Source organism: Aquimarina latercula DSM 2041 (assembly GCF_000430645.1).
Classification (GTDB): domain Bacteria; phylum Bacteroidota; class Bacteroidia; order Flavobacteriales; family Flavobacteriaceae; genus Aquimarina; species Aquimarina latercula.
On the sequence record NZ_AUMK01000003.1, the window covers coordinates 362,740 to 384,615 of the forward strand.

General features: G+C 31.6%; 24 protein-coding genes. 20 read left to right on the forward strand and 4 right to left on the reverse strand.

What is annotated here, in order from left to right:
* Nucleotides 1-83: 83 nt before the first annotated feature.
* The 17 genes from glgB (at nucleotide 84) to H526_RS31630 (ending at nucleotide 16,158) form a co-directional block, all read left to right on the forward strand.
* Nucleotides 84-1,994: a 1,4-alpha-glucan branching protein GlgB gene (glgB, locus tag H526_RS0101770; protein ID WP_027391399.1), complete on the forward strand. Its 1,911-nt coding sequence runs from the start codon at nucleotides 84-86 to the stop codon at nucleotides 1,992-1,994.
* Nucleotides 1,995-2,195: 201 nt separating this feature from the next.
* Nucleotides 2,196-4,601, forward strand: coding sequence for a glycoside hydrolase family 31 protein (locus tag H526_RS0101775; protein WP_027391400.1), 2,406 nt, complete (start codon nucleotides 2,196-2,198; stop codon nucleotides 4,599-4,601).
* A 125-nt stretch (nucleotides 4,602-4,726) separates the two neighbouring features.
* Nucleotides 4,727-5,548 (forward strand): M48 family metallopeptidase, encoded by an 822-nt coding sequence (locus H526_RS0101780; protein WP_027391401.1) that lies wholly within the window; start codon nucleotides 4,727-4,729, stop codon nucleotides 5,546-5,548.
* A gap of 86 nt (nucleotides 5,549-5,634) precedes the next feature.
* Complete coding sequence (locus H526_RS0101785; RefSeq protein WP_027391402.1) at nucleotides 5,635-6,957, forward strand: MFS transporter; 1,323 nt, start codon at nucleotides 5,635-5,637, stop codon at nucleotides 6,955-6,957.
* Nucleotides 6,958-7,258: 301 nt separating this feature from the next.
* Nucleotides 7,259-7,738, forward strand: a complete 480-nt coding sequence (locus tag H526_RS0101790; RefSeq protein WP_027391403.1) for a lipocalin family protein — start codon at nucleotides 7,259-7,261, stop codon at nucleotides 7,736-7,738.
* Between the two features lie 19 nt (nucleotides 7,739-7,757).
* Nucleotides 7,758-8,447, forward strand: coding sequence for a YiaD family glycine zipper/OmpA-like lipoprotein (locus H526_RS0101795; protein WP_027391404.1), 690 nt, complete (start codon nucleotides 7,758-7,760; stop codon nucleotides 8,445-8,447).
* 180 nt (nucleotides 8,448-8,627) lie between these two features.
* Nucleotides 8,628-9,110 (forward strand): hypothetical protein, encoded by a 483-nt coding sequence (locus H526_RS0101800; RefSeq protein WP_027391405.1) that lies wholly within the window; start codon nucleotides 8,628-8,630, stop codon nucleotides 9,108-9,110.
* 39 nt (nucleotides 9,111-9,149) lie between these two features.
* Nucleotides 9,150-9,842 carry a YiaD family glycine zipper/OmpA-like lipoprotein gene (locus H526_RS0101805; RefSeq protein ID WP_027391406.1) on the forward strand — a complete coding sequence of 231 codons (693 nt, stop codon included), beginning with the start codon at nucleotides 9,150-9,152 and terminating at the stop codon, nucleotides 9,840-9,842.
* A 79-nt stretch (nucleotides 9,843-9,921) separates the two neighbouring features.
* Nucleotides 9,922-11,049, forward strand: a complete 1,128-nt coding sequence (locus H526_RS0101810) for an NAD(P)/FAD-dependent oxidoreductase (protein WP_027391407.1) — start codon at nucleotides 9,922-9,924, stop codon at nucleotides 11,047-11,049.
* Entirely contained in the window at nucleotides 11,043-11,753 is a 711-nt protein-coding gene (locus H526_RS0101815) for a methyltransferase domain-containing protein (protein WP_027391408.1), read from the forward strand. The genes H526_RS0101810 and H526_RS0101815 overlap by 7 nt, the downstream gene beginning before the upstream one ends.
* A 12-nt stretch (nucleotides 11,754-11,765) precedes the next feature.
* On the forward strand, nucleotides 11,766-12,818 hold the full coding sequence (locus H526_RS0101820; protein ID WP_027391409.1) for a type III polyketide synthase: 1,053 nt from the start codon (nucleotides 11,766-11,768) through the stop codon (nucleotides 12,816-12,818).
* A 41-nt stretch (nucleotides 12,819-12,859) separates the two neighbouring features.
* The gene (locus tag H526_RS0101825) at nucleotides 12,860-13,339 is read left to right on the forward strand and encodes a hypothetical protein (RefSeq protein ID WP_027391410.1); all 480 of its coding nucleotides are present in this window, start codon (nucleotides 12,860-12,862) and stop codon (nucleotides 13,337-13,339) included.
* Nucleotides 13,340-13,352: 13 nt separating this feature from the next.
* Nucleotides 13,353-13,784, forward strand: coding sequence for a 3-hydroxyacyl-ACP dehydratase FabZ family protein (locus tag H526_RS0101830; RefSeq protein WP_027391411.1), 432 nt, complete (start codon nucleotides 13,353-13,355; stop codon nucleotides 13,782-13,784).
* Between the two features lie 30 nt (nucleotides 13,785-13,814).
* A complete protein-coding gene (locus H526_RS0101835) occupies nucleotides 13,815-15,092 on the forward strand; it encodes a beta-ketoacyl-[acyl-carrier-protein] synthase family protein (protein ID WP_027391412.1) in 1,278 nt (425 codons plus the stop codon).
* A 13-nt stretch (nucleotides 15,093-15,105) separates the two neighbouring features.
* Nucleotides 15,106-15,360, forward strand: coding sequence for an acyl carrier protein (locus H526_RS0101840; RefSeq protein WP_027391413.1), 255 nt, complete (start codon nucleotides 15,106-15,108; stop codon nucleotides 15,358-15,360).
* A complete protein-coding gene (locus H526_RS30535; protein WP_051335926.1) occupies nucleotides 15,357-15,902 on the forward strand; it encodes a 4'-phosphopantetheinyl transferase superfamily protein in 546 nt (181 codons plus the stop codon). Before H526_RS0101840 ends, H526_RS30535 begins: the two co-directional genes overlap by 4 nt.
* A gap of 112 nt (nucleotides 15,903-16,014) precedes the next feature.
* A complete protein-coding gene (locus H526_RS31630; protein WP_155839596.1) occupies nucleotides 16,015-16,158 on the forward strand; it encodes a hypothetical protein in 144 nt (47 codons plus the stop codon).
* Nucleotides 16,159-16,174: 16 nt separating this feature from the next.
* Here H526_RS31630 and H526_RS30540 read toward each other — a convergent pair whose 3' ends face one another.
* The gene (locus tag H526_RS30540; protein WP_027391414.1) at nucleotides 16,175-16,780 is read right to left on the reverse strand and encodes a YceI family protein; all 606 of its coding nucleotides are present in this window, start codon (nucleotides 16,778-16,780) and stop codon (nucleotides 16,175-16,177) included.
* 194 nt (nucleotides 16,781-16,974) lie between these two features.
* Here H526_RS30540 and H526_RS0101860 point away from each other — a divergent pair, with 194 nt between their 5' ends.
* A complete protein-coding gene (locus tag H526_RS0101860; RefSeq protein ID WP_027391415.1) occupies nucleotides 16,975-17,157 on the forward strand; it encodes a hypothetical protein in 183 nt (60 codons plus the stop codon).
* A gap of 4 nt (nucleotides 17,158-17,161) precedes the next feature.
* Here H526_RS0101860 and H526_RS0101865 read toward each other — a convergent pair whose 3' ends face one another.
* Nucleotides 17,162-18,364, reverse strand: coding sequence for a multidrug effflux MFS transporter (locus H526_RS0101865; protein WP_035084096.1), 1,203 nt, complete (start codon nucleotides 18,362-18,364; stop codon nucleotides 17,162-17,164).
* A 118-nt stretch (nucleotides 18,365-18,482) separates the two neighbouring features.
* On the opposite strand from H526_RS0101865, the gene H526_RS30545 reads away from it, so the two are divergent.
* Entirely contained in the window at nucleotides 18,483-19,199 is a 717-nt protein-coding gene (locus H526_RS30545; protein ID WP_027391417.1) for a DUF6090 family protein, read from the forward strand.
* A gap of 90 nt (nucleotides 19,200-19,289) precedes the next feature.
* Nucleotides 19,290-19,859, forward strand: coding sequence for a DUF4251 domain-containing protein (locus H526_RS0101875; RefSeq protein WP_035084098.1), 570 nt, complete (start codon nucleotides 19,290-19,292; stop codon nucleotides 19,857-19,859).
* Between the two features lie 70 nt (nucleotides 19,860-19,929).
* Here the strand turns inward: H526_RS0101875 and H526_RS28070 are convergent, their stop codons facing one another.
* The gene (locus tag H526_RS28070; RefSeq protein ID WP_051335927.1) at nucleotides 19,930-20,775 is read right to left on the reverse strand and encodes a tetratricopeptide repeat protein; all 846 of its coding nucleotides are present in this window, start codon (nucleotides 20,773-20,775) and stop codon (nucleotides 19,930-19,932) included.
* Nucleotides 20,747-21,874 carry a hypothetical protein gene (locus tag H526_RS0101885; protein ID WP_155839598.1) on the reverse strand — a complete coding sequence of 376 codons (1,128 nt, stop codon included), beginning with the start codon at nucleotides 21,872-21,874 and terminating at the stop codon, nucleotides 20,747-20,749. Before H526_RS0101885 ends, H526_RS28070 begins: the two co-directional genes overlap by 29 nt.
* Nucleotides 21,875-21,876 lie beyond the last annotated feature (2 nt).

Genomic DNA, 21,876 nt, shown 5'->3' on the forward strand with positions numbered 1-21,876 from the left:
TCTATAATTTCTAAATTAAATAATTATAAATAGAATATTCTATTTAGTTAAAATGATATTAATAATATCATGACCATTCTTATATGAGTAAAGTAATAGTACATAGTTTATTTTCTGAATTTGATATTAATCTTTTTAAAGCGGGTAAGCACTATCGATTATATGAAAAATTTGGTTCACATATTATTATGGTAGATGGAGTTCGAGGAACATACTTTGCAGTTTGGGCACCATCTGCTAAATCTGTTTCTGTGATTGGAGATTTTAATTTTTGGGTAGAAGGAGAACATCAATTACACGTTCGCTGGGATAAATCTGGTATATGGGAAGGTTTTATACCTGAAGTAGGAAAAGGTAATATCTATAAATATAAAATTCATTCTCATAATAATAGTATTGTAACTGAAAAAGCGGATCCATATGCACGTAGATGTGAACACCCTCCAAAAACGGCTTCGGTAGTTTGGGAAGATTTATATGATTGGAATGATAATGAATGGATGGCAAATAGAAAAAAACATAATACAATCGATGCTCCTTTTTCGGTTTATGAAGTTCATTTAGGCTCTTGGAAAAGAAAAATAGAAGAAGATCGATCTTTGTCATATACCGAACTGGCAGACGAATTGGTTTCCTATGTAAAGGAAATGAATTTTACTCATGTGGAACTAATGCCTGTTATGGAATATCCTTATGATCCATCTTGGGGATATCAAATAACTGGTTATTTTGCACCAACATCTCGTTTTGGTTATCCTGAGGAATTTAAATTACTAGTAGATAAACTTCATCAGAATGATATTGGGATTCTATTGGATTGGGTACCATCACATTTTCCAGAAGATAATCATGGTTTAGGCTTTTTTGATGGATCTTGTTTATATGAGCATCCTGATAAAAGAAAAGGATATCACCCTGATTGGAAGAGTTTAATATTTAACTATGAAAGAAATGAAGTTAAAAGTTTTCTGATTAGTAATGCAATTTTTTGGTTGGATCAATTCCATGCAGATGGATTAAGAGTTGACGCAGTTGCTTCCATGTTATTTTTAGATTATTCTAGAGAAGATGGGGAATGGGAAGCAAACCAATATGGAGGTAGAGAAAACCTTGCAGCGATTGAATTCATGAAGGAACTAAATAAAGAGATTTATATTAGTTACCCGGATGTACAAACAATTGCAGAAGAATCGACTTCTTTTCCCATGGTCTCTAAACCAACATTTCTTGGAGGGCTTGGTTTTGGTATGAAATGGATGATGGGTTGGATGCACGATACGCTACAGTATTTTTCTAAAGAGCCTATCTATAGAAAGCATCATCAAAATGATTTAACTTTTAGCATGACCTATGCATTTACGGAAAACTTTATGTTACCGTTATCCCATGATGAAGTGGTATATGGAAAAAGAAGTATTATAGGCAGAATGCCTGGTGATGAGTGGCAGCAGTTTGCTAATTTACGATTGTTGTATAGTTATATGTTTACACATCCAGGGAGTAATTTGCTTTTCATGGGTGCCGAGTTCGGTCAACGAGAAGAATGGAATTTCCATAGTAGTTTAGACTGGCATTTATTACAATACGATTATCATTCTGGAATTAAAAAGTTGATTACAGATCTTAATTTGTTATATAGAAATCACCCAGCTTTGTATGAAAAACAATTTGAGTCAGATGGTTTTGAATGGATAAGCTATGATGATCATGAAAATTCTGTAGTTGCCTATATTAGAAAAGGAAACAAGACTGAGGATACGTTAGTTGTAGCTTGTAATTTCACACCGGTACCACGCTCCAATTATCGTATAGGATTATCAGTAAAAGGAATATTAATCCCAATATTTAATAGTGACAAAAAAATGTATGGAGGAACAGGGGATTTTGGATCTAAAAATATATTGATAGAAGATGAAGAATGGCATTATAGAGAATATTCGGCGGAGATTGATATTCCTCCATTAGGAACACTTGTTTTTAAAATCAAGAGTTAATTTATATAACCTAAATTATTTCATGTTTACAATACTATAAGGCACTTTATTAGTTGTAGTTTAAACAATTGTTAATTGATTATAGTTTCAAACGTTTTCGTTGAATGTTTTTAATAAATACTAATTAAAAGAGTTCATTTATTGCAATAGATATTGTTTTTTTACATAACACAATAGTATAAGAAAAGAAACCAACCAACTATGATTACTAATACTGAGTTAGAGATAAAAGGGAACTTATTTCCTGGAAAAATCATTTCCTTTTCACAAAATGTAGATAAGATTAATTTCACTACAGAGAATGGTGTAATTCTTCAAGTAACTATTATAAGAGGAAGTGTAGTGCGTTTTAGATACGCAACGGACAGTAATTTTGAGAAAGACTTTTCTTATGCAATTAGCGAAAAAGGTGTAAGAGGATACAGTGAGTTAGAGGTTAAAGAGTTAGAAGATAAATATGAGATCATCACCAAGAAAATAGTAATTTCTATTGCTAAGGCTAACATTAGTGTTTCCATTAGTGATAAAGAAGGAAATGTTATTTGTAAAGATGATTGGGGATTTCATTGGGAGCAAAGTTATGAGTACGGTGGAAACATCGTAAAGATGAGTAAATCCGCTCCGCAAGGTGAGTGTTATTATGGTTTGGGTGATAAACCCATGCATTTAAACTTAAAGGGTAAACGTATAGAGAATTGGGCTACTGATCAATATGCTTTTGGAAAAGATCAAGATCCATTATATAAAAGTGTTCCGTTTTATATTGGAATGTATGAAGAGAGAGCCTATGGAATTTTCTTTGATAATTCTTTCAAAACATTTTTTGATTTTTGTAACGAACGTCGTAATGTAACTAGTTTTTGGGCGCATGGCGGAGAGATGAATTATTATTTCTTTTATGGACCTAATATGCAGGATGTGGTTACTAGATATACAGATCTTACAGGTAAACCCGAATTGCCACCTTTATGGGCATTGGGATATCATCAATGTAAATGGAGTTATTATCCAGAAAGTAAAGTAAAGGAAATTACTACGAAATTTAGAGACTTAAGAATACCTTGTGATGCTATATATTTAGATATAGATTATATGGATGGATTTAGATGTTTTACATGGAATAAGGAGTATTTCCCAGATCCAAAACGAATGGTAGAGGAATTAGCAGAAGATGGGTATAAAACTATTGTAATTATTGATCCAGGAATTAAGATTGATGATCAGTATTCTGTATATCAGGAGGCAATGGAAAACGATTATTTCTGTAAACGCGCCGATGGACCTTATATGAGAGGAAAAGTATGGCCAGGAGAATGTTTTTTTCCTGATTTTACAAATCCTGAAGTTAGAGAATGGTGGGCAGGATTATTTAAAGAGCTTATTGATGAAATTGGTGTCAAAGGGGTTTGGAATGATATGAATGAACCAGCAGTAATGGAGGTTCCTGGAAAAACATTCCCAGATGATGTACGTCATAATTATGATGGGAATCCTTGTAGTCACAGAAAAGCACATAATATTTATGGTACGCAAATGGCGCGTGCAACTTATGAAGGGATAAAACGATTTGCTTATCCAAAAAGACCATTTGTAATTACAAGATCAGCATATTCAGGAGCACAACGATATACTTCTTCTTGGACTGGTGACAATGTAGCCACTTGGGAGCATCTTTGGATAGCAAATATTCAGGCTCAACGTATGAGTATGAGTGGTATGTCTTTTACAGGAAGTGATATCGGAGGATTTGCAGAACATCCTACAGGAGAACTTTATGCTCGATGGATACAGTTAGGTGTTTTTCATCCTTTTTGCAGAACTCATTCATCAGGAGATCACGGTAATCAAGAACCTTGGACCTTTGGTGAAGAGGTAATTGATGTAACACGAAAATATGTAGAATTGCGCTACCAATTGCTACCATATTTATACACCATGTTTTGGGAATATGCAGAAGAAGGAATACCAATGTTAAAATCATTGGTCCTATATGATCAATTGGATCCACAAACACATTATAGAACCGATGAATTTGTTTTTGGAAATCAAATTTTAGTATGTCCTGTTCAAGAACCTAATGCCAAAGGAAGAAGATTATATATACCTCGAGGTAATTGGTATAATTACTGGACACGTGAATATGTGAAAGGAGGAATGGAACAATGGGTAGACGCAGATTTAGACACGATTCCGTTATTTGTAAAAGAAGGAGCGGTTATTCCTAAATACCCTATTCAGCAATATGTAGGTGAGAAAAAAATTGAAGAATTAAAGCTAGAAGTTTATTATAAATTGGGTAATAAAGAAGTCTCTAAGGTATATGAGGACGCTCAAGATGGTTATGATTATGCTAAAGGGCGATTTAGTTTGCGGAGTTTTGCTTTTACTGGAAAGGAAAATGAAATTATTATACAGCAGCATAAAAATGGTACATTCATCACGGAGTATGAAGCAATGAAAATAGAATTTATAGGATTACCTTTTGTTATAGGAAAAATTGAAATTGATAATGTAGTGGTATCCTTAGGTGATCTTAACTATGATGCTAAAAATAATACCGTAGTTGTTCCAAAAAACTTTACAGAGCTTCATATTGTAGCTAAATAATGCAGTTTATCGATTATAAAAGCTTTACATAGACTATAGTGAATAAATAGATCGTTTTTTATTAAAATGGATGTGTTGAATTTTGTAATTTTATATTACGTAAATTATATCTATCCGTAAATATTATGAAAAATAAAAAAATAGTAGTTGCATTAGGATCTGTGTTTCTTTTTCTATCGTGTGCTACCAACCCTTTTACTGGTAAGCAAACATTGGCGTTAGTGCCTAATTCTCAGATTTTACCAGCAGCTTTTGCCCAATATGATCAGGTATTGAAGGAAAGTAAAGTACTAAAGGGCACATCAGAAGCAGAAATGGTTAAACGTGTTGGTCAAAAGATAGCTACAGCGGCAGAAAGATGGCTTAATGCAAATGGTCATCAAGGTTATTTGAGTGATTATAAATGGGAATATAACCTAATAGATGATAAATCTGTTAACGCTTGGGCTATGCCTGGTGGAAAAATAGCATTTTACACGGGTATTTTACCGATTGCCAAAACTGAAACGGGAATAGCTGCTATTATGGGACACGAGGTAGTTCATGCAATTGCAAATCATGGACAACAGCGTATGAGTGCTGGACAATTACAACAAGTAGCAGGTGTAGCGACAGCAGTAGCTGTTAGTGGACAAAAGGAGCAAACACAACAGATAGTTGGAACAGCATTTGGTTTAGGTAGTCAATTCGGAGTTATGTTACCATTTAGTAGAAGTCATGAAACAGAAGCTGATAAAATTGGATTGACATTAATGGCGATTGCAGGATATGACCCTTCGGAAGCAGCCGAGTTATGGAAAAGAATGAAAGCCAATAGTGGAGGACAAGCACCACCAGAGTTTATGAGTACACATCCATCAAATGATACTCGTATAGCTAATCTCACAGCTTGGGCGCCAGCTGCAAAAGCTGAGGCAAGAAAATTTGGAGTTACTAGCTTTAAATAATTGTAAATTCTCAATACTTAAAAAGATTATACTTATTTTAGAAGCTGTTCCGGAAAATTCCAGAACAGCTTTTTTAATATTGATACATGGGAAACACACTACCTAAAGGACATAAGAAATTATTAAATGCTTGGGCTTTTTATGATTGGGCAAATTCTGTATATAACTTAACTATTTCATCTGCTGTTTTCCCTATATTTTGGGGAGCACTAACTATTATTAGAAATGATCAAGGAGAAATAATTAGTGATACTGTTTCTTTTTTGGGATATGATTTTAATAATGATTCTTTGATAAGTTATGTAACCGCTTTAGCATTCCTTATTGTATCATTTATTAGCCCTTTCCTTTCAGGAATAGCTGATTATATAGGTAATAAGAAAAATTTTTTGAAGTTCTTTTGTTATTTAGGAGCATTATCCTGTATAGGTTTATATTGGTTTTCTTTAGATAATTTATTTTTCAGTTTGTTATGTTATTTATTAGCGTTGATCGGTTTTTGGGGGAGTATTGTATTTTATAATTCGTATTTACCAGATATCGCATTTCCGGAGCAACAAGATGCTATAAGTGCAAAAGGATATTCTTTAGGATATATAGGCAGTGTAATACTTTTAATAATAAACCTAGTAATGATATTAAAATATGATTGGTTTGGTTTTGAGAATGAAGGATTACCAACTAGATTATCATTTTTAATGGTAGGTGTATGGTGGATTGGTTTTAGTCAATATTCATATTATTATTTGCCAAAAGGAAATAAAAAGAAAACTTTATCTAAAGATGTTCTGTTTAATGGTTTTAAAGAATTGAAATTAATATGGAATGCTCTTAAACATAACATTAGGTTAAAAAGGTATTTAATTTCCTTTTTTGTTTATAGTATGGCGGTTCAAACCATTATGCTTATTGCTACTTATTTTGGTATTGAAGAGTTAGATTGGGGAGATCAAAATGCGACAACAGGACTTATTATTAGTATTCTTTTAATTCAATTAGTCGCTATTGCGGGTGCTTTTTTAACTTCAAGAGCTTCGGCTAAATATGGTAATATACAAACTCTTATAGTTATTAACTGTATTTGGATTGCGGTTTGTATTTATGCATATACTATTACAACACCAACTCAGTTTTATGTTGCAGCTGCTATCGTAGGTCTTATAATGGGAGGTATTCAAGCCTTGTCTAGGTCTACATATTCAAAGTTACTACCGGAAAATGCTGTGGATACTGCTTCTTACTTTAGTTTTTATGATGTAGCAGAAAAAATCGGTATAGTTATTGGAATGTTTTCTTATGGTATTGTAGCGCAACTAACGGGCAGTGTTAGGTTTTCAATATTATTTTTTATAATATTTTTCATTGTTGGTGTTTTTCTACTATTTAGAGTTCCAAAGGAAGAAGAGTAAGTGTTTTTTATTTTATATTAATTGCTTTTTATAGTGTTAAAATCTGTTAACAATGTATAGTTAATATATGATAATATTCTTTGTTTCGTTTTATCTCTTATGTAGATTAGATTTGAACTTTTAAAAACCAAAACCGTATGACTTCCCAAAGTAAGCTTCATCACTTTTATCTAAAATCTGTGCATTTGATCTAAATTATTAAATGCTCCGATGATATTTTTAATTCAAAATAAGTTTATATGATGATATTTGAATATAAACTCATAGCTTAAATTTTACAGTTAAACATAAATTAATACTCATGAAAAAACTGATATTAGTACTTACAGTTATTTTGCTGGCATCTTGTTCTGCAAGCCAGAAAACGATTATAGCAGCAAAGAAAACCTTAAAAGGGGAATGGTCTTTAGATAAAATATCTTATGACCGTTCTGGTGTGTTTGAGGTTACGTTATATAATGATGCGTCGGCAGAATGTCTAACTGGTGGTATATGGAAATTTATTCCAAATAATAATACAGGTAAATATACAGTAAATGAAAATCAGTGTACTTCTACTGGTGCTCGTAACTTTAGATTTACTATTCCAGAACCATCAGAAAATGGAGATTATAGTTTTCTTTTTAAACCAATAGATGAGAAGAAGAAAAGTACGAATAATAATAAAGGGTATCGCATGACCCTTAAACATTTAGATGATACTACAATGACGTGGACTCAAACAGTTAGCCTAGAAGGAAAACCTTTTGTAATCACCATGAATTTTAATAAACTACAATAAATCAAATCTTAAGATAATGATACGATCAAATTTTAATAAAATAGCAATAGCATTAACTGCTTTAATTATTTTGAACAGTTGTGATGCGGTACAAAATGCAAATAATACGCAAAAAGGTGCTGTTATAGGTACGACTACTGGAGCAGTTCTAGGAGGGGTAATAGGTAATAATGTTGGAAATAAAGAAAATTCTGTATTAGGAGCTATTATTGGAGGTGTTGTTGGAGGTGTTGCCGGTGGAGTTATTGGTAAACAAATGGATAAACAAGCTCAAAAAATAGAAGAAGAAATTCCAGGAGCAGAAGTAACTAGAGTTGGAGAGGGAATTGATATCATATTTGATGAAAATAGTGGTGTGTATTTTGATACTAATAAGTATAATATTAATGCAAAATCCAAGGAGAACTTGAATAAGCTTATTAATATTTTTAAGGAATATCCTGACACTAATATTATTGTAGATGGTCATACAGATAGTTCTGGTGATGATGCTTATAATATGGAATTGTCAAAGAAACGGGCAAATGCAGTTACTAGTTATTTAGTATCTCAAGGTATTAGCACTACCAGGTTAACTACCTATTATCATGGGGAAACATTACCTAAGTATGATAATTCGACCGCAGAAGGAAGGGCGAAAAATAGAAGAGTAGAATTTGGTGTTTTAGCAAATGATAAAATGATAGAAGACGCTAAAAAAATAGATTAAAAAAAGTATAAAAATTTATTAAATCCCCAAAGGAATGTAGTTTTCTTTGGGGATTTTTTCATGCATTTTTTTTACCCTGAAAACAGTGATCTCTTTTTCACTATTTAGGATGTAGTATTAAGGTAATAAGAAGAGGATATTTGTTCTATAAAACATGATAACCTTTTTAAAACCTAAACCTTGAGAACAATTTTCCTTTTTTTGACATGTATACTTTTATATAGTTGTGGAGCTTCGGATGCTTTTACAAGGTCAGCTAAGATTTCAATACACGGAGTTTGGATATTAAAAGAAGCCAGTTTTGATACCAATAGTAGTGCTACATATAATGTTACTGTATTGAATGGTGTTCCTTTAAAATGTATTGAAGACACAAATTGGGAGTTCATATCCAATAATAATACCGGAAGCTACGCTCTATCAGGGACCTCTTGCCCAGAAATTGGTATTTATAATTTCATATGGTCCATTCCAAAAGAAATGAATGGATTAAAGCATAGCATCTTATTAAAACCGGTTAATAAGAAGATGAAAAGTGAAATAAATAATAAAGGGTATCGTATGCAATTCCATGAATTGAAGGATTATAGAATGACTTGGACTTATGATATGATCATAGATGGAGAAAAGTTTACAATTAAACTAAATTTTGAGAAACAATAAGTAAAAGAATTAATAACCAACAAACATAATTTACTACACATGAGATCACACAATATCAAAAACTCAAAAAAACTAGCATATTTAGGAATATTATTAATCACTATCATGAGTTGTAAATCTATGAAAAACGCCGAATTAGGTGGTTTTATAGGAGCAGCGGGTGGCGCCATTATTGGAGGAGTAATTGGAGAGAATATAGGAGAAGAAGGAGAAATTGGTGCCGTCATTGGTGGTATTGTTGGAGCAACGGTAGGGAGTATTATAGGAAATCAAATGGATCAACAAGCAAAAAAGATCGAAGAAGAAATGCCTGCAGTCGTTGTACAAAGAGTAGAAGAAGATATTAATATTGTTTTTGATGAAGAAAGCGGTGTCTATTTTAATACCAATAAGTATGATTTAAATGCAAGTTCTAAAGAAACCATCAATAAATTAGCAGAAATACTTAAAGAATACCCTAATTCTAATATTCTAATCGAAGGTCATACCGATAATGTTGGTAAAGAAGAATCTAATTTTATTCTATCAAAATATAGAGCACAATCAGTTAGAGATTATCTTATAACACAAGGTGTTGATGAAGAGAGATTTACTGTCACTTATTATGGCGAATCACAACCTAAATATCCAAATGATACTTCTGAAGGGAAGTCCAAAAATAGAAGGGTAGAAGTTACTATATCACCAAATGAAGAATTAAGAAGACAAGCAGTTGCGCAAATAAAAGAGTAAGGTTTTGTAATTGAGAATGATAAATCCCGACTTAAAAGTTGGGATTTTTTTATGCACAAAATTTATGTATCTTCAATAAATGAATAGTCATAAGCACATAGTTATTATTGGTGGCGGTCTGTCTGGTTTGACTAGTGCAATACATTTGGCTAAGTATCAAATACCTGTGCTTATTATAGAAAAAGATCAGTATCCAAAACATAAAGTTTGTGGAGAATATATTTCTAACGAAATAATGCCATACTTTGATTTTTTGGGAATAAAATTAGATGATTTAGGAGTAGTAAAAATTTCAGAATTAAATATAAGCACAACAAAAGGTAAAATAATAAAAAGTAAACTTCCTTTAGGTGGTTTTGGTATTAGTCGATATACACTAGATAATTACTTATGGAATTTAGCAAAAAGTTTAGGTGTACAAACACTAAATGATCAAGTTTTAGATGTAGGCTACAAAAAAAACAGGTTTTCTGTAAAAACGGCTAATAATGCATTGATTACTAGTGATTATGTTATAGGAGCTTATGGGAAGCGATCCATATTAGATAAAAAGTTGGAACGTGATTTTAGTAAAAATAAATCTCCTTGGCTAGCAGTTAAAGCTCATTATAAGTCCAGTTTTAATCCTAATACAGTGGCGTTACATAATTTTGATGGAGGTTACTGTGGATTATCTATGGTAGAGAATAATACTGTAAATGCATGTTATCTCGTAAACTATGATAGTTTTAAAAGGTGTAAGGATATAGATCATTTTGAAGAGAATGTGCTTAAGAAAAACCCTTATTTAAAAGATTTCTTTGAAAACTCTCAACGAATATTCGAAAAACCGATTACTATAAGTCAAATTAATTTTGATAGAAAACAGCCCGTCGAAAATCATGTTTTTATGTTAGGTGATGCGGCAGGATTAATCCACCCTTTATGTGGCAATGGCATGGCAATGGCTATACAGAGTGCTAAAATCTTATGTGAACTGTTAATTAATAATTATGAATCTAATATATATACATTAGAAAAGATAGAAGAGCTTTATTCAAAAGAATGGAAAACAATGTTTTCTAAAAGATTATATGCTGGACGTATACTTCAAAAGATGCTGTTAAATGAAACTATACAACAAATAGGTCTGAAAGTGGCAACTTTAGTCCCGGTCATTGTTCCGAAAATTATAAAGCAAACACACGGAAAACCTTTAATATGTTAGAAAACTTTACGAATAGAAGTAATGAAGCAGAATTAATGGATGATCCCCAGGTTAATGAAAAAGATTTGGCAGTGGCTTTAAGGGATATATCTAGAGTAAATAAACTATTAGGAGGCAATAGTATCACTATCAAATCGGTATTAAATAAAATAAAAAGTAAGGATAATAAATCTGAATGGATTATTACAGATTTGGGATGTGGTGATGGTCAAATGCTGCGACAATTAGCAGATGTATTTAGGAAAAGAGGAATTAAAGCAAAATTAATCGGAATTGATAATAATGATAAATGTTTGTTACACGCAGAAAATTTAAGTAAACCCTATACAGAGATTAGCTATAAGAATGCCGATATTTTAACACTGACAAAAGAAAATTTTTCTTGTGATATAATTATCTGCACATTGACATTGCATCACTTTACAGATGAAGAAATAAAGAAAGTACTTAAAAAAAGTTTAGAGTTAGTGTCAGAATCTTTGATTATTAATGATATCCATAGAAACACTTGGTCGTATTATTTATTTAAAATATTTAGTTATTTCTTTATCAAAGGATATATTGCTAAGAATGATGGACTCGTATCCATTAAAAGGGGGTTTAAAAGAAAAGAATTAGTAAGTTTTGCAAAAGATTTAGGACTTACAAAGTATCAATTAGATTGGAAATGGGCTTTTAGGTATCGCTGGATAATCAATAATTAAAAGGGAGTAAAATTGAGTGTAAAAATAACAACAGTTGCTAAACAGTTGCCAAAATATGTAAGGGATACAAAAGAAATACTTCCTTTTGTATCTCATTGGCTTACAGGACAAGAAGATCGTTTTAAACGAAAGGTTCTTAAGATTTTTGAGAATGCCGCCGTCGATAAGCGATATGGGATTATGAGTATTGAAGAAGTTTTTACTGCAACTTCTTTCGAAGAAAAAAATGATATTTACATTAGAGAAGTAAAAAAACTTGGAGAATCTGCACTAAAAAAAGCATTAGATAAAGCTGGTTGGGAGCCAAAATCACTAGACTATATAATTACAGTAAGTTGTACAGGAATAATGATTCCGTCATTAGATGCCTATTTAATAAATTCATTAGATCTTAGGCAAGATATTGTAAGACTTCCTGTTACTGAAATGGGTTGTGCAGCAGGAGTTTCTGGAATTATATACGCTAGGAATTTCTTAGAAGCAAATCCAGAAAAAAGAGCTGCGGTAATCGCAGTAGAATCGCCAACAGCAACTTTTCAACATGATGATTATAGTATGGTGAATATTGTGAGTTCTGCTATTTTTGGTGATGGAGCAGCTTGTGCCTTACTTTCTTCAGAAAAACAATCTGAAGGACCAAATATTCTTGCTGATGAGATGTATCATTTTTATGATGCAACAACTATGATGGGTTTTAAATTGACTAATGGAGGTCTACAAATGGTGTTAGATAAAGAGGTGCCTGAAAAAATAGCTAAATATTTTCCTGATATAATACATCCTTTTCTTTCAAAAAATGGAAAATCTATAGAAGAAATAGATCATTTGATTTTTCATCCTGGAGGTAAGAAAATTGTGCAAACTGTAGAAAATCTTTTTGGTGATCTAGGAAAGAATATTGATGAGACTAAAACTGTTTTACGTGAGTATGGAAATATGAGCAGTGCTACGGTGTTATATGTTTTGCAACGTTTTATGGATAACAAACCCAAAAAAGGAGAAACCGGATTAATGTTAAGTTTTGGCCCAGGATTTTCTGCTCAAAGAATATTATTAGAATGGTGATCAAAATTAATTAGATATAATAATCTTACTATAAAAATATCATGAAAAACCTATTTACTTATATACTCTTTATTATGGTTACAGTATCTGCTTGTAAAGCCAATGATAATGGTGATAACTCCAATATTGACGTAGATATTACTAATGCAGAAGTTACTAATGTGTCTGTTACTGGTAATGAAAGTAACTATTCCTTTAGCGTAGAGATAAAAAGCCCTGATTTAGGATGTAATCAATATGCGGATTGGTGGGAAATCATATCCGAAGATGGCACATTGCTATATAGAAGGATTTTAGCACATAGCCATGTAAATGAACAACCATTTACAAGATCTGGAGGCCCTGTAGCGATTAGTGATGATCAAGTAATCTATATCCGTGCGCATATGAATACTACTGGATATGGGAAATTAGTGTATAAAGGAAGTGTTTCAGGTGGTTTTAGTCAACAAACATTGGAAACTACCTTTGCAAATCAAGTAGAAACAGAAGAACCACTGCCTAGCGGATGTGCTTTTTAAAAACAAAGTAATTTTGACAGGAGAACAGATTATTGAAAAGCTACCATATCAGGACCCTTTTTTATTTGTTGATGAAATTTTAGAGGTAGATGAGTATCAAATAGTAGGTAATTATACCTTAAAGCAAGATGAATATTTTTATAAAGGTCATTTTAAAGAAAATCCAATAACACCAGGAGTTATTCTTACAGAAATTATGGCTCAAATTGGTTTAGTATGTTTAGGAATGTTTATCCTTAGTGAACAAATAAATAACAATCCGGTTAAAGTAGCTATGAGTAGCACGAGTATTGATTTTTACAAATCTGTTCTACCAGGAGAGAGGGTAGTTGTTATTTCAAAAAAGGAATATTTTAGATTTAATAAATTAAAATGTCAAGTCGAAATGTATAACGAAGAAGAGAAGCTAGTTGCTAAAGGGCAAATAGCAGGTATGGTTGTTTAGTTTTCGTTAGTATTAATTCTTTAGAATTTTATGAAAAACAAAAGGGTAGTAGTTACTGGTTTGGGTGTTGTCTCATCAAATGGAATTAACGTTTCAATATTTAATGAGTCAATTAAAAGCGGTATCTCAGGAATTAATTATATTGAAGAATTGAAATCACTTAAATTTTCATGTCAAATAGCGGGAAAACCGAATTATAAAAAAGATTACTTAAACAAATACTTCAATAGTGTTCAGCTAAAAGGATTAAATGCCTCAGGATTAGAATATGGTGTGATTTCGGGTTTAGATGCTTGGAAAAATGCAGGTTTAGAAATCACGGATAAAAAAGAAAAGCCCTTATGGAATACTGGAGTAATTTTTGGAACAGGTATACTTGGAGTTGATAAATTTAGAGAAGCTATCTATAAAGTCGACGAAGGAAATGTAAGAAGATTAGGAAGTACTTCTGTTATACAAACAATGGCTAGTGGTATTAGTGCTTTTTTAGGAGGAATTATTGGTTGTGGTAATATTACAACAACGAATTCTTCAGCTTGTAGTACGGGAACAGAAGCTATTCTTATGGCTTATGATAGAATCACAGAGGGAAAAGCAGAAATTATTTTAGCAGGTAGTACCAGTGATAGTGGGCCTTATATTTGGGGCGGCTTTGATGCTATGAGAATTCTTCCTAATAAATTTAATGATAATCCTACAGAGGCTTCAAGACCGATGAGTGCTACGGCAAGTGGTTTTGTACCAGGAAGTGGAGCAGGAGCTATGGTGTTAGAAAGTTTAGAAAGTGCCAAAAAGAGAGGGGCAACAATTTATGCAGAAATATTAGGTGGACACGTTAATAGTGGTGGTCAAAGAAATGGCGGAAGTATGACTGCTCCTAATAGCATTGCAGTTAAACAATGTATTCGTCAAGCGGTTATAAACTCGGGGATTCAAAATAACGATATAGATGCTATTAATGGACATTTAACAGCAACCACAAAGGATGTTGCAGAAATTGAGAATTGGTGTGAAGCATTGGATAGAAAAGGAAAAGATTTCCCATATATAAACTCATTAAAAGGTTTGGTCGGTCATTGTCTAGCTGCATCCGGGAGTATAGAAAGTGTAGCTACAGTGCTGCAGTTAAAAGAAGGTTTTGTTTTTGGGAACAAAAACTGTGAAGATTTACATCCAGAAATCGAAGCTTTGATTGATAGAGAAAAAGTTCCTACTAAAACAGTATTAAAACCTATTAATATTGCGGTAAAAGCTAGTTTCGGATTTGGAGATGTAAATGCTTGTATTATCTTTAAAAAATATTCGTAATCAAAAAAAGTTCATGACAAAAGAAGAATTATTATCTAAACTAAAAACTATTATAAAACCATATGTTCAAAATCAGGAAGGATTACAACAACTTTCTGAAGCTACTAATTTTATTGATGACCTCGAGATTAATTCTGCAAATTTGGTAGATATAATACTTGATGTAGAAGATGAGTTTGGTATCGAAATAGATAATGACGGTATGGATAAAATGTTAACCGTAAAGGCATCTATAGAAGTAATTGAGGATAAATTAGCTGCAAAATGATAGGTGACGATATTGTAGATCTTAAACTTGCACGAATCCAAAGTAATTGGAGAAGAAAAGGGTGGCTGCAAAAGATTTTTACAGAATCAGAACAAGTCATGATTTGGGATTCTGAAGACCCTGATGGATTAGTCTGGAAATTATGGAGTATGAAGGAAGCTACTTATAAAGCTCATCAACGCCGTTTTTCTATACCTAGAAAATATAATCCTTGGGATTTTGTTTGTTCTGATGAGCAGGTTACAATCGATAATCATAGTTACAAAACAGTTTCTAAACAGAATAACAAGTACGCTTATACTATTTCTTTCACAGATCATAGTAACTTTATTTCTAAAGTATTTAATGATAATACACTGTTTTATAAAAAAGTATTACAGAATTATGTAGCTGATATAATGGGAGTAAAAAAGTCTTCTATTTCTATTCTTAAGGATATTTATGGAATACCATGTATCAAAATAGATGATAGATCTACAGATATACCGCTTTCTTTCTCTAGTCACGGTTCTTTTTCTTCATTTACCATTGATTTACCTTAGAAGGTTAATAAGGGGCAAAATACCCTATTAAAAACAGTATTTATACCCTTATGTAGTAGTATTATCATTTGTATTTTCGCAACAGGGAAAACAAAAACTAAATCAGTCAAAAATGATAAATACGTTATTAAGTAAAAGGAACACAAAAAAAGATGAGAAAATAAAAATCACTCGTCTAAAAGAAATGAATATTGTCAATAATGAATTCTTGAAATCTTCAGAAAAACTGGCTAAAGCTTATAATATTCACATATAAATAAATACCAAATAGTTTATTTCAAAATAGGGAAATCAAATACAACATCTAATTTGTTTTTTTCTCTTTCATCATGAATATTTACTCCATAATCACTGGTGTAAATTGTAGTTTTACCAAGTAAATTTTTGGTAATATCTAAGGTGAAATTGATAATAACTTCTTTTGTGATACCTTTAATAGTAAGGTTTCCTATCACTTTATAGTTATTGTCACCAAAATGAACTACTTCAGAGCTTTCAAAGCTAATTTTAGGGTATTTCTTTTTGTAGAAGAATTTTTCCCACATTAAATGACCATCTCTTAGGAAGTTACCTGTTTCTAAGGTATTTACTAGAGCTGTTCCTTTAAAATAAGCATTGTCAGGGTCTTCGGGATTAAACGAAATTTTAAAATCTAAACCTCCAATAGTTCCATTGGTATCCTCAGAAATAAAATCAAAGGATATTTTAGCATTTTTTTTATCAAAATCAAGTTTAATAAAATCATTGATTAATGCTTCTTCATGACCAATATAGCCATTGGATCCACTAATCATCTTATCAGCTGGTGGTGTAAATTGACCATATCCAAAAGGAATTAAAAAAATCAAAAAAAGAATTGAGTTTAGGTAGGTTTTCATATCAGAAGTTAATTTTTAAATATATACATAATCAATAATCATTCCAATAGCTTTAACATATCAAACAATGTAAAGTATATGATAATCAGTAAAATAATTATAATTTGATGTTAACATTTCTGCTAAATTCTGAAAATTAATATAACTTAGAAAGGATTTAATTCATCAGGTTACAAATTATAAAAGTTTTGAATATGGAAAATCATAATAAAAAGAAATCCTGGTCAAAGAGAAAGTTTGCTGATTTCCAAAATAAGTATCGTCGATCTTCTAATTTTGGGTATGGATCCAAAAGAGATAAATTCGCTATCACTGGTGATGGAGAACTAGCTGTACCTAGAAAAAAGAATATGGATGATATGAACGCTATTGATTAAAAAATTATTTATTTTTTTTACTTGTAGTTTTCAGATATGTCAAAATCCCTATAGAAATCGCAGCGCAAACCGAAAAACCTAAGAAAAGAGGCAAAGCAGTGTCCTCTACAAATTTTCCTATATAAGTACTAATAGGAACCGCCATTATTGTGCTTAAAAAACCGGTAATAGCAGCGGCTATTCCTGCAATATGGCCAACAGGTTCCATTGCTAATGCTCTTAAATTACCAAATAAAAATCCAATCGAGAAAAATTGCAAGCCAAAGAAAATTAATAGTACTAGTACACTGGGATTAGAATTCCCATAAAACAAACCAAGATATAGTAAAGAAATACCAAAGAAGGAGTAGAGTGAAACAGTAACTAACTTTTCCATTCCATACTTTAGTACTAAAGTTCCGTTTAAAAAAGTGGCCGTACCAATTGAGATTGCTAGTAACGCAAATATATATGGAAATTCATCTTTGAGTCGATATTGTTGTTCGAAAATTTGTTGTGAGCTACTTAAATATACCAAAAAAGAACCGACAATAAATCCCGAAATTAAAGTGTATCCGATCGTAGTCTTGTATTTTATTAATTCTCTTAAACCATCTTTAAATATAGAAGGAGTAAATTTTATACGATTCGAAACTTCCAAAGTTTCTTTTTGTCTTTTCCAAAACCAGATAGATACAAAACCACTAAATATAAGTTGTATGTAAAAAATAGCTTGCCAATTATAATGATCTAGTACAAATTTGCCAAGTGCAGGTGCAATAATAGGTACTAAGAGAAAAACTACTGTTATAAAAGACATAATACGTGCCATATAATCTCCACTGTAAGTGTCTCTAATCATAGCAATAGCTATTGTTCTTGGTGCGGAGAGTCCTATGCCTTGTAAAATCCTACCCGCTATCATAACAGCTAAATTAGTTGCGTTGATACACATAAAACTCGCTATTACAAATAGTAATAAGCCGATATAAACTATTGGTTTTCTTCCTAAGCTGTCTGATATTGGCCCAAAAATAAGAGGCCCTATACCGAGGCCTAAAAATATCATAGTAATTAATAGTTGATTGTCTGATAGTTCTGTAGTACCAATATTAATACCTATAATATCTAATGCTGGTAATAGCGCATCTATTGCTAAAGCAACAATAGACATGAGCGATGCCATTAAGACAATAAATTCTAATTGCGCATATTTTTTAAAAAGCATCCGGCAAAAGTAATTTATTTAGTGATGTAGTCTCACATTTAATACCGCTATTTAACCTTTATTTAGGAGCATTTTTTCTGTTTTCTAATAAGGTAGAATTTATTGTATATTGGTTTGTATGAAATTGTTTAACGCACAACGTAAAAATCTAATGACAGGTAAAGGGATACGAAAATATTTAGTATACGCTGTAGGGGAGATTATTTTAGTAGTAATTGGTATACTAATCGCAGTGAGTATCAACAATGCTAATGAAATTAGAAAAACCAAAAACAATCTAAATAATATTTTAATAGCCTATCAAGAAGATTTAAAAATAGACACATTAACGGTAGGTCGTGTTCTGGATTTATTAGAAGCTAGGAAACAAACTTTTGATCAATTTCTAAGCGATACGGTAACTATCGAAATGTATAAAAAGAATCCGTCTGCTATGGGGTTAGTTTTGAATTACAGTCCATTCGAACTACAACAAAAAGGTATAAGATTACTCGAAAAGTTCGAAAGCACATCCGAAACTGATAGTCTCGTAACTATGATAGTTGCTAATCACAATGGTTTTGATACTTTATTAAGGGAAACACATATACGAATAGGTAGTGATGTAACTGACAATATGGATTTTTTAAAATATAATCACCCTTGGATTGGTGATCTGTTACAAGGTAAATTAGAAAATATCGAAATGTATAATTATTATATAAGTGATACTTACAAAGCCAGATTGGCTATTCATAATGTACTAGTGTATGGAAATTTAAAACCTATTCTAGATCAATACATGAAAAGTTCAAAAACAATTCTAAGTAAAATAGAAGAAAGGATAAAGGATTAGTGGATATTCTATTGTTGAATTGTAGTTTAAAATTCGTAAATTACGGTATAGATTTTGATGTTAATTTATTGTAAAACAAATAAGTATATTATGAGGGCTGTAGTTTTTTTGTTAATGTTAGGAGGTTTTTTGATAGGGTGTAGTAGTTCAAAAAAAACTGTAGAGTCGACTACTCAGAGTAAAGCTTTAGAAGCACTGATTGCTAAAAAGTCATTTAATATTCAGTCGGACTGGATGTATCCTTTAGCTACATCTAGTATGAATGTTATAGCTAATAGTGGATTGTTACCTCCAGGAAGTACAGTTAATGGGATTAGTTTAATTGGCAACCCCAATCATATAAAATTTCATGGAGATAGTATTTCTATGGACTTACCATTTTATGGAGAGCGTCAATTACCTGGTCAGTATACACGTAATGAAGGTGGTATTGTGTTTAATGGAGTTCCTGATAGATATGAGGTTACAAAAGATGAAAAACGGCAAAGACATATAATTAAATTTACTGTTAAGAATAACAGGGAATCTTATAGAGTTATGGTAACATTATATCCAAACTGGACTTCCAATATAAATATTAATAGTAGCCACCGCACATCTATCCGGTACAGAGGAGATGTATCTACTTTGGAAAAAGATAATGGATTGGTTACCAATTAAATTATACAGTTTTTAGATAAGGGATTTGGTAATTATTCGAAAGTATTATCGTACTATTGTTTTTTTTGGACTAGATATTAGTTAGTAGCTCCTCTATATCTTCTTTATATGTTTGATAAAACTCTTCTACATATGGCCTTCTGCTATTATAACCTTGAGCTAAAAGTTCCCTTGACTTATTCAGTGTTTTTTTTATTTCTAATGAGTTTTTTCCTAAAGCTTTAAGAGTCTTTGCTTTCCAATACATTAGATCTGCATTTTTATTATATTGGATACCTAGCTCAAATTTCTCTAAAGCTTTTTCTAGTTCTCCTGTTTCAAAATATGTAATTCCATAATACATAAATGCTCTGCTCTCTATATAATTTATATCTCCAGATTTTGATTCATGATCAAAGAATTTTTTAAAATACTCTTGAGCTTTAGGGTACTCCTTTTTCATCAAATAAGCGACACCTCTCATAAAATCAATATTTTCAGATTGCGGATAATCTACAAAGTTGGGAGTTAATGCGTCTAGTTCATCAAAGTCCTTAATTGCATTATCATAATCTCTATAAAAGTATAAGTATAAATATCCCCTATATCCTTGCCAAGATTCTGGATCCAGCTCTACGGCTTTTTTATACTTCTTCATAGTCTCAGTATTAATACCACGTTTTACTCTGGGAGCACCCATTTCTCTATGAGGATCGGAGAAGGTGGTGTCTAAAATAATAGCTTCTTGGATATGAAAATGTTCTTCTGGCGTGCCTTGATAATATCCACCTTTTAAGCCTTCTATAAATTGTTTTGCGTATTTCTGAGAAACCGTCTCAGAAAACTCTTTTTTATATAATTTAGGTGGTTGACTACAAGAACTAATAAATAGTGCTAGACAAAATCCACTAAGGTAAAATATCTTGAATCTTTCCATTGTTTAAAATAAAGGTTATATAAAAGTAAGAATCTCTTTTTTTGTTTCTAATAATACATGGTTTCCATTCTTTTACTTCAGAAAGGATATTATATAGGTGCATACTAGTTTCTTCGGGAAACTGTTTTTTATTGTATTCGAAATCAGCAGATTGATCTGTAGTAAATTTACCAGCTTCTCCTTTACAATTAATAACAAACCTAAAAGTCAAGTAGCCAGATTGGTCCCTTAGCTTGTTAATATCTAGTTTACTAAAGATCAATCTTTTTAAACTCCCTTTTCCACCAATAAATCCAGCTCTATCATTTCCTCCATTATAATAATCTGCTATGAATTCTTGATCAGTACATAGTTCTAACTCTTTATCTTTATCTATGGTTTTATTAAAATCAATATAACCAACACGCTTTATGTTGTGTTTAGAAAGAACGTTAAATTCTGAAGGTAATAATTGCTCTACCAAAACTCTTTCCATCTTAAAAGCATCCGTTGTTAATGTGGAGGAATACAGGCCTAAATCCTGAACGTAAATATTACGAGAGTGAAAATTTGTAACGCTTTTTTGGTTTTCTCCATATACGGTAGTATCTATAATATTCAATGCAATAATTTTAGCAGGTTTTGAAGCTATAATAGTATCTTTGACCATAGTGATGGTTTTGCTCATATCAACATATCGGGACTTTTCATTCACAAGTTTTGACCTATAGTGGACAGTGTCTTTATCAAAAGTGAGGTAGAAATTCTTGTTTTGTTCCGGATATACAGCTGTAAGTGTATCTTTACCATAAATACGTTCTGCACTAACTTCTATCATGTGATTTCCTTGAATATTAAATTGGTTAGAAGATTGCATTTTAAAAGAAGGACCGTATATTTCTCGGCTATAGGTACTATCGTTAATTTTTTTGGTTACAGAGTAGTCAATATATGTTCTTACGTTTTGTTGATCTTTTAAATATAAATTTCTATAATATTTATTTACGACACCCATATTTTCAACTCCTTTCGGAATAAAAAAACGTTCATTAGTAAGTGAAGTTTTATTACAAGAATAACATATAACGCATAATAACAGCAATAAAAGCTTTTGGTACATTG